The sequence below is a fragment of the Streptococcus sp. A12 genome, from assembly GCF_905372335.1.
Lineage (GTDB): Bacteria > Bacillota > Bacilli > Lactobacillales > Streptococcaceae > Streptococcus.
On the sequence record NZ_CAJPOU010000048.1, the window covers coordinates 1 to 8,813 of the forward strand.

General features: G+C 43.5%; 7 protein-coding genes. All 7 read left to right on the plus strand.

All coding sequences use genetic code 11. The annotated features are described in order from the left end of the window. Positions 1-338 precede the first annotated feature (338 nt). On the plus strand, positions 339-1,337 hold the full coding sequence (gene ruvB / locus QZ158_RS06620) for a Holliday junction branch migration DNA helicase RuvB (RefSeq protein WP_293886909.1): 999 nt from the start codon (positions 339-341) through the stop codon (positions 1,335-1,337). A gap of 6 nt (positions 1,338-1,343) precedes the next feature. Continuing rightward, positions 1,344-1,910, plus strand: a complete 567-nt coding sequence (locus QZ158_RS06625; RefSeq protein WP_293886911.1) for a nucleotidyltransferase family protein — start codon at positions 1,344-1,346, stop codon at positions 1,908-1,910. 118 nt (positions 1,911-2,028) lie between these two features. Further along, positions 2,029-2,451, plus strand: coding sequence for a low molecular weight protein-tyrosine-phosphatase (locus tag QZ158_RS06630; RefSeq protein ID WP_006595278.1), 423 nt, complete (start codon positions 2,029-2,031; stop codon positions 2,449-2,451). 57 nt (positions 2,452-2,508) lie between these two features. Further along, complete coding sequence (locus tag QZ158_RS06635; RefSeq protein ID WP_006595277.1) at positions 2,509-2,922, plus strand: hypothetical protein; 414 nt, start codon at positions 2,509-2,511, stop codon at positions 2,920-2,922. Then, a complete protein-coding gene (locus QZ158_RS06640) occupies positions 2,912-4,729 on the plus strand; it encodes an acyltransferase family protein (RefSeq protein ID WP_293886914.1) in 1,818 nt (605 codons plus the stop codon). The genes QZ158_RS06635 and QZ158_RS06640 overlap by 11 nt, the downstream gene beginning before the upstream one ends. Before the next feature lie 358 nt (positions 4,730-5,087). Beyond that, positions 5,088-7,739: a bifunctional acetaldehyde-CoA/alcohol dehydrogenase gene (gene adhE, locus QZ158_RS06645; RefSeq protein WP_293886915.1), complete on the plus strand. Its 2,652-nt coding sequence runs from the start codon at positions 5,088-5,090 to the stop codon at positions 7,737-7,739. 220 nt (positions 7,740-7,959) lie between these two features. Further along, the coding region (locus tag QZ158_RS06650) for an alcohol dehydrogenase catalytic domain-containing protein (protein WP_293886917.1) at positions 7,960-8,813 on the plus strand (854 nt) is incomplete at its 3' end.

Below are 8,813 nucleotides of genomic sequence, written 5' to 3' on the forward strand. Positions count from 1 at the left end.
ACTATAAGGAAACTTTAAGCTTCCCGTCGTATACTAATATCATCATCAAAGACCTCCTAACTTTGAATGATAAAACTCCTAAAACTTTTTCATAATAATCTCCCTATAAGAGCCACCAAAACCGGTGGCTTTTTTCTACGTACCTTAGCGAACGTGAGTGAGCTTAGGTATGTTGACGCAGTTCGAACGCTAGTGAGAACTACGATCCTTAAAAAGAAACAAGGTATTTTAAGAGGAAAATCGCTTTCTAACACCCAATAATCAATAATTAGTAATATCCTAAATAGAATATGATTTAAAATCATCAGGAGGCATCATTTTTTGCTATAATAGACTGTATGAGTAGAATTTTAGACAATGAAATCATGGGCGATGAACAGGCCGTTGAACGGACGCTACGCCCGCAATATTTACATGAATATATTGGTCAAGATAAGGTTAAAGACCAGCTAAAAATCTTTATCGAGGCAGCCAAGCTTCGGGATGAGGCGCTGGATCATGTCCTTCTTTTTGGCCCTCCGGGACTAGGGAAGACTACGATGGCTTTTGTCATTGCCAATGAACTGGGCGTCAATCTAAAGCAGACTTCCGGTCCTGTCATTGAAAAGGCTGGTGATTTGGTAGCTATCCTCAATGATCTAGAGCCAGGCGATGTTCTCTTTATCGATGAAATCCACCGTCTTCCTATGTCAGTCGAAGAAGTACTATACAGCGCCATGGAAGATTTTTACATCGACATCATGATTGGTGTTGGCGAGACCAGCCGGAGTGTCCATCTGGATCTTCCTCCCTTTACCTTGATTGGTGCGACGACTCGAGCTGGGATGCTGTCCAATCCCTTGCGCGCTCGCTTTGGAATTACCGGTCATATGGAATACTACGAGCAAGATGATCTGACAGAGATTGTCGAGCGGACCGCCGAGATTTTTGAGATGGAGATTACCCACGAGGCTGCCGAGGAGCTTTCTCTTCGTAGTCGGGGGACTCCTCGGATTGCCAACCGTTTGCTGAAGCGGGTGCGTGATTTTGCCCAGATTATGGGCGATGGCTTGATTGACGATACCATTACCGACAAGGCCCTCTCTATGCTAGATGTGGACCATGAAGGACTGGACTATGTCGATCAAAAGATCCTGAGGACCATGATTGAGATGTACGGTGGCGGCCCGGTTGGCCTTGGGACTCTATCGGTCAATATTGCCGAAGAGCGAGAGACCGTAGAAGATATGTATGAGCCTTACTTGATTCAGAAAGGCTTTATCATGCGGACCCGGACAGGGCGCGTGGCGACCCGCAAGGCTTATGAACACCTGGGTTATCCCTACAATGGAGACTAGAAGAAGATGCTAACGGAAAAAGCGATAGTAGAGCAAATCCAAGCGGATCAAGAGATGATGACTGTCTTGGCCATTATTCGGGATCTCAACCTGGCAGACGCTTGGCTTGCAGCTGGTGCGGTGCGCAATTTCGTCTGGAACCAGCTCTCTGGCAGATCAGGATTTGACGCGTCGACAGATCTGGATCTGGTCTTTTATGACCCTACGATGAGCTATGAGGAGACTCTGCAGATCGAGCAGGAGTTAAAAAAGACCTATCCTCAGTACGCTTGGGAAGTGAAGAATCAAGTCTATATGCACCAGCATAGTCCGGGGACGGCTCCTTATCGCAGTGCTTGTGACGCGGTTTCTAAATACCCCGAGCAGTGTACAGCAATTGCAGTTCGCCTAAGGAAAGATGGTCAGCTAGAGCTCTTTCTCCCCTATGGGACAAGGGATATCGAAGATTTCATCGTTCAGCCGACTCTACATTTTTTAGCCAGTCCCGAGCGTTTGGCGGTTTATACAGAGCGTATGCGAAAGAAAGATTGGAAACGAAAATGGCTATCCCTTCAGATCATCCTGCCTGAATAAAAAAAGAAAGTCAGCCCACCTCAACGATGGACAGGCTTTTTTCGTCTTGCCTCAAAAATATAATTTTAGCAGATTATATTTTTCTTACATTCTGTTATAATAGAAAGGAGGTGCTGTCATGAAAAAAATCGTATTTGTGTGTTTAGGAAATATTTGTCGGAGCCCCATGGCGGAATTTGTCATGAAGGACTTGACCAACCAGTATGAGATTGAAAGTCGTGCTACATCTAACTGGGAGCACGGGAACCCTATTCACCAAGGGACTCAAAAGATTTTTCGCAGTCATGGCGTGCCCTATGATGCATCTAAAACATCCCTTCAAATCAGTGACCAAGATTTTCGTACCTTTGATCTGATCTTAGGAATGGATGAGAACAATGTAGCTGACCTCAAACGAATGGCACCTCCTGGAACAGAGCACAAGATTCATCTCTTTGCAGGAGAAAGTGTTCCAGATCCATGGTACACAGGAGATTTCGAAGAGACCTATCGCCGTGTTCTAGCTGGTTGTCAAGAGTGGTTGGATCGATTAGAAGATTAGTTTCGGACTGGCTCCTGAAATGAGTAACCGGCTGAAGATAAAAAGAATGAACAGAGTATGGAAAAAATAAAAGAATTATTTGAGACCTATAAGGTCTATGTTACGAGAGAGAATATTGAACGATTGTCCTTGGGGATTATTGTTCTGTCTGCTTTGTGGGTATTTCTTTCCTCCATTCCTTTCGGAGGTGTATTGACCCTCGATAAGGGAGCTATTCGCTATGACGGAAGTGTCGTCCGAGGTAAGATGAATGGCCAAGGGACGGTGACTTTTGAGAATGGGGACACCTACAAGGGCAATTTTGTCAATGGGACCTTTAGTGGTTATGGAACCTTTACAGCCAAGGCTGGCTGGAAATATGAAGGTGAATTTGTCAATGGCCAACCAGAAGGCCAGGGAACCTTGACGACAGAACAAAATGTCGTTTATAAGGGAACGTTTAAACAAGGAATTTATCAAAATGCGAATTAAATGGTTTTCATTGGTACGGATAACGGGACTTCTTCTCGTTCTTCTCTACCATTTCTTTCAAAAAGTTTTTCCTGGTGGATTTATTGGAGTCGATATCTTCTTTACTTTCTCAGGATTTTTGATCACGGCTCTGCTGATCGATGAGTTTGCCCGTCATCAAAAGATTGATCTCAAGGGCTTCCTTAGACGACGCTTCTACCGGATTGTCCCTCCTTTAGTCTTTATGGTCTTGCTGGTCATGCCTTTTACCTTCTTGGTCAGACGAGACTTTATTGCTGGGATTGGGACGCAGATTGCAGCCGTTTTTGGCTTTGTGACCAACTTCTATGAGATGTTAAGTGGCGGAAGTTACGAAAGTCAGTTCATCCCTCATCTTTTCATTCATACTTGGAGTTTGGCTCTTGAAGTTCATTACTACGTCCTCTGGGCGCTCTTGGCTTGGTTTTTGGGTAAAAAAGCTAAATCAGTTGGCCAATATAGAGGCTATATCTTCCTATCTTCGACAGGTCTCTTTTTGGTGACCTTCCTGACCTTCTTTGTCGGAGCGCTGGTCACCAAGAATTTGTCCAATGTCTACTTTTCTAGTATCGCTCACGTCTTTCCTTTCTTTGTGGGGAGTGCTTTAGCGACAGTGACAGGGATTACAACGACCAGCCCAAATCTTACTCAATTAGTGAAGAAGCTATCTCTACAGAAGACGTTAGCGATTTTAGCGGGTGCTTTTCTAGTTTTATTGGTCTTGACCTTTATCCTTCCCTTTGATAGTGTTTGGACCTATTTATTTGGCTTTTTAGTAGCAACTCTTGCTGCATCTGTGATGATTGTGATGACGCGTGTCCTTCATGAAAAGACACCAGATCAGAAAGAACCAGCAGTTATTACCTTTATTGCAGATACAAGTTATGGGGTTTATCTCTTCCACTGGCCATTTTACATCATCTTTTCTCAATTAATGACCAATGGATGGGCTTCTCTATTAACAGCGCTTGTATCCTTTAGTCTTGCTGCCTTGAGTTTCTATATTATTGAACCAACCTTGGCTGGACGTGAACCGAAGATTTTTGGGATCTCGATGGATCTCAGAAGTTTCACGAAACCACTCTTTTACAGCGCGATTCCCTTGACCTTGCTCATGTTTGGGATTGCACTCTTTGCGCCACGCGTCGGAGCCTTTGATGAAAACCTGATTACCGAAGGGCTTCATCAATCCGACAGCAAGATGCAAATCACGCGTGCCCAAGTTGACAATGCTTCAGCAACTTCCTACAATGTATCAGATGGCGTGACCATGATCGGAGATTCTGTAAACCTCCGGGCATCAGATTATCTGAAACAAGTTCTGCCAGATATCCAACTAGATGCTTTGGTGAGTCGCAATCTAGACTCAGGCTTAAAAGTATATGAAACAGATATTGCCAATAGAGTCTTACTCAAGAACGTGGTAATCGCACTTGGAACCAACTCTTCTAATAATTATCAAGAATTGTTGGATAAGTTTGTTCAAGAATTACCAAAAGGACATCGCTTAATCTTTGTGACCCCATATGATGGGCGTGAAGCCAATGATAACAATAGCGTTACCGTTCAGACTCGACAGTATCAGCTGGAATTGGCTAAAAAATATGACTATGTCTATGTAGCAGACTGGTACCAAGTGGCTGTCGATAATCCAGAGATTTGGGCTGGAACGGATAATGTCCACTTTGGTTTAGAATCAGATGGTTCCATCGATGTTGGAGGAAACCTGTATGCCAACGTCGTGAAAGAAGCAGTTGATCAAGCCAATCAGGGGCCGGTTAAACCGTAAAATTTACTATATGATTTAAGCAATTTTCACTTGAAGAAAATTGCTTTATTTAGTAAAATTAAGAAAACGCTTACAAAATTGCGTGAAAATATTTGTTTGTGAAATTGAAGTGCGTTCTCAAAAAATTCCTTCAATTTTTTCTTGAAAATACTCCTGTATAGAAGGAGAAGGAGGGTTCATGGAAAAAAGTTAAAAAAAATCTTTGTGAAACTATTTACAAATTTTCTAAAATAGAGTACAATAATATTGTGAAAAAATTAACAAATCGAAATTTCTTACACTATTCTTGAAAGTTTCTGAAAACAGGAAAAAGTTCCGGAAAAGGATAAGGGTTTCAAACATTGGAGGAAAGCATCAAATGGCTGATAAAAAAACTCTCTCACCTGAAGAAAAGAAACTCGCTGCTGAAAAACACGTAGACGAGTTAGTGCAAAAAGCGCTCGTAGCGCTTGAAGAAATGCGCAAATTGGATCAGGAGCAAGTAGACTACATTGTGGCGAAAGCATCTGTAGCAGCTCTTGACGCACACGGTGAGCTCGCTCTTCATGCCTATGAAGAAACTGGTCGTGGAGTCTTTGAAGACAAGGCGACTAAGAACTTGTTCGCTTGTGAGCACGTTGTAAACAACATGCGTCACACCAAGACAGTTGGTGTCATTCAAGAAGATGATGTCACTGGTTTGACCTTGATTGCTGAGCCAGTCGGAGTAGTCTGCGGGATCACACCTACAACCAACCCAACTTCAACAGCAATCTTTAAAGCATTGATTTCCTTGAAGACACGGAACCCTATCGTCTTTGCCTTCCACCCATCCGCTCAAGAATCATCAGCTCATGCAGCTCAAATCGTGCGCGATGCAGCGATTAAAGCAGGAGCTCCTGAAAACTGTGTGCAATGGATCACGCAGCCATCTATGGAAGCAACCAGTGCCCTTATGAACCACGAAGGGGTTGCGACTATCCTTGCAACAGGTGGGAATGCCATGGTGAAAGCTGCCTATTCTTGCGGTAAACCAGCTCTTGGGGTCGGTGCCGGAAACGTTCCTGCTTATGTCGAAAAATCAGCTAACATCCGCCAAGCGGCACACGATATCGTCATGTCTAAATCATTTGACAATGGTATGGTCTGTGCGTCTGAACAAGCGGTCATCATCGATAAAGAAATCTATGATGAGTTTGTTGAAGAATTCAAATCTTACCACACTTACTTCGTTAACAAAAAAGAAAAAGCCCTTCTTGAAGAGTTCTGCTTTGGTGTAAAAGCTAACAGCAAAAACTGTGCGGGTGCGAAATTGAATGCGGACATCGTTGGGAAACCAGCAACATGGATCGCAGAACAAGCTGGCTTCTCAGTTCCAGAAGGAACCAATATCCTTGCGGCAGAATGTAAAGAAGTTGGTGAAAAAGAGCCATTGACTCGTGAAAAATTGTCACCAGTTATCGCTGTCTTGAAATCTGAAAGCCGTGAAGACGGAATTAACAAAGCACGCCAAATGGTTGAATTCAACGGTCTTGGTCACTCAGCTGCCATCCATACAGCTGACGAAGAATTGACCAAAGAATTTGGTAAAGCAGTTAAAGCCATTCGTGTGATCTGCAACTCTCCTTCGACTTTCGGTGGTATCGGGGATGTTTACAATGCCTTCTTGCCATCATTGACACTCGGATGTGGTTCTTACGGACGTAACTCAGTTGGGGATAACGTTAGCGCCATTAACCTCTTGAATATCAAAAAAGTCGGAAGACGGAGAAATAACATGCAATGGATGAAACTTCCTTCAAAAACATACTTTGAACGTGATTCAATTGAATACCTACAAAAATGTCGTGACGTTGAACGTGTCATGATCGTTACAGACCACGCTATGGTAGAGCTTGGTTTCCTTGATCGTATCATCGAACAGCTTGATCTTCGTCGCAACAAGGTAGTTTACCAAATCTTTGCAGACGTTGAACCAGATCCAGATATCACAACTGTTGAACGTGGTACCGAGATCATGCGTGCCTTCAAACCAGATACTATCATTGCTCTCGGTGGTGGATCACCAATGGATGCTGCCAAAGTTATGTGGCTCTTCTACGAACAACCAGAAGTGGACTTCCGTGACCTTGTACAAAAATTCATGGATATCCGTAAACGTGCCTTCAAATTCCCATTGCTTGGTAAGAAGACTAAATTCATCGCGATTCCAACAACATCTGGTACAGGATCTGAAGTAACTCCATTTGCCGTTATCTCTGATAAAGCAAACAACCGTAAATACCCAATCGCTGACTACTCATTGACACCAACTGTGGCAATCGTAGACCCTGCCTTGGTATTGACAGTTCCTGGATTTGTTGCTGCAGATACTGGTATGGACGTATTGACTCACGCGACTGAAGCTTACGTATCACAAATGGCTAGCGACTACACTGATGGTCTTGCTCTTCAAGCCATCAAACTTGTCTTTGAAAACTTGGAAAGCTCAGTGAAGAACGCGGACTTCCATTCACGCGAAAAGATGCACAATGCGTCAACCATCGCAGGTATGGCCTTCGCCAATGCCTTCCTCGGTATTTCTCACTCAATGGCTCACAAGATTGGTGCGCAATTCCACACCATTCACGGACGGACCAATGCAATCTTGCTTCCATACGTGATCCGCTACAACGGTACACGTCCAGCTAAGACAGCAACATGGCCTAAGTACAACTACTACCGTGCAGATGAGAAGTATCAAGACATCGCTCGTATGCTTGGCCTTCCTTGCTCTACACCAGAAGAAGCCGTTGAAGCTTATGCGAAAGCTGTTTACGAACTTGGTGAACGCGTAGGGATCGAAATGAACTTCAAAGCACAAGGAATCGACGAAAAAGAATGGAAGAAACATTCTCGTGAATTGGCCTTCCTTGCTTATGAAGATCAATGTTCACCAGCTAACCCACGTCTTCCAATGGTAGACCATATGCAAGAAATCATCGAAGATGCATACTATGGTTACAAAGAACGTCCAGGGCGTCGTAAATAAGGCGCTAGAGATCAACTGATGTTTATCAGCTACCCCTCGCTCAAAAGAGCGAGGGATTTTTCTTTATCTTAACGCTAGAAATTGATTTTTGAGACCTGAAAACTATCTTTTAAAGAAATCTAATAAATATGTTGTAAGCGATTACTTTGTATGTTATAATATTCACAAAATAAAAACTGTAATAAAATGGTTTGATAAAACCAACAAAAAGGAGTCGCTTATGAAAGCAGCAACATATGTATCCGCAGGAAATCTTCAGTTGATTGATCAACCAAAACCAGTGATCAAGAAACCAACTGATGCGATTGTTCGTCTAGTGAAAACGACCATTTGTGGAACAGACCTCCATATTTTGGGTGGTGATGTTCCGGCTTGTAAAGAAGGGACCATCCTGGGTCATGAAGGAATTGGGATTGTCGAAGAAGTCGGCGATGCGGTTACGAACTTTAAGGTAGGAGACAAGGTTATCATCTCATGCGTAACAGCTTGTAACACTTGCTACTATTGTAAACGTGGCTTGCCTTCCCACTGTGAAGATGGGGGCTGGATTCTTGGTCACTTGATCAACGGTACCCAAGCAGAGTATGTTCATATCCCTCACGCAGACGGCAGTCTCTATCATGCACCTGCTTCTGTAGATGACGAAGCCCTGGTTATGCTCTCTGATATTCTGCCTACTTCCTATGAAATTGGTGTTCTCCCATCTCATGTGAAACCAGGAGACAATGTTTGTATCGTTGGTGCAGGGCCAATCGGTTTGGCAGCTCTCTTAACCGTACAATTCTTCTCACCAGCTACCATTATCATGGTAGACTTGTCAGAATCACGTCTCGAAGCTTCTAAGAAGTTTGGAGCTACCCATACCATCTGTTCAAGTGATATTGATGAAATCAAGGCTTTTATCAATGAAGTGACCGATGGCCGTGGTGTCGATATCTCTATGGAATGTGTGGGCTATCCAGCTACCTTCGATGTCTGCCAAAATATTATCTCTGTCGGCGGTCATATTGCCAACGTTGGAGTGCATGGGAAGCCAGTTAGCTTCAATCTTGATGACCTTTGGATCAAGAACAT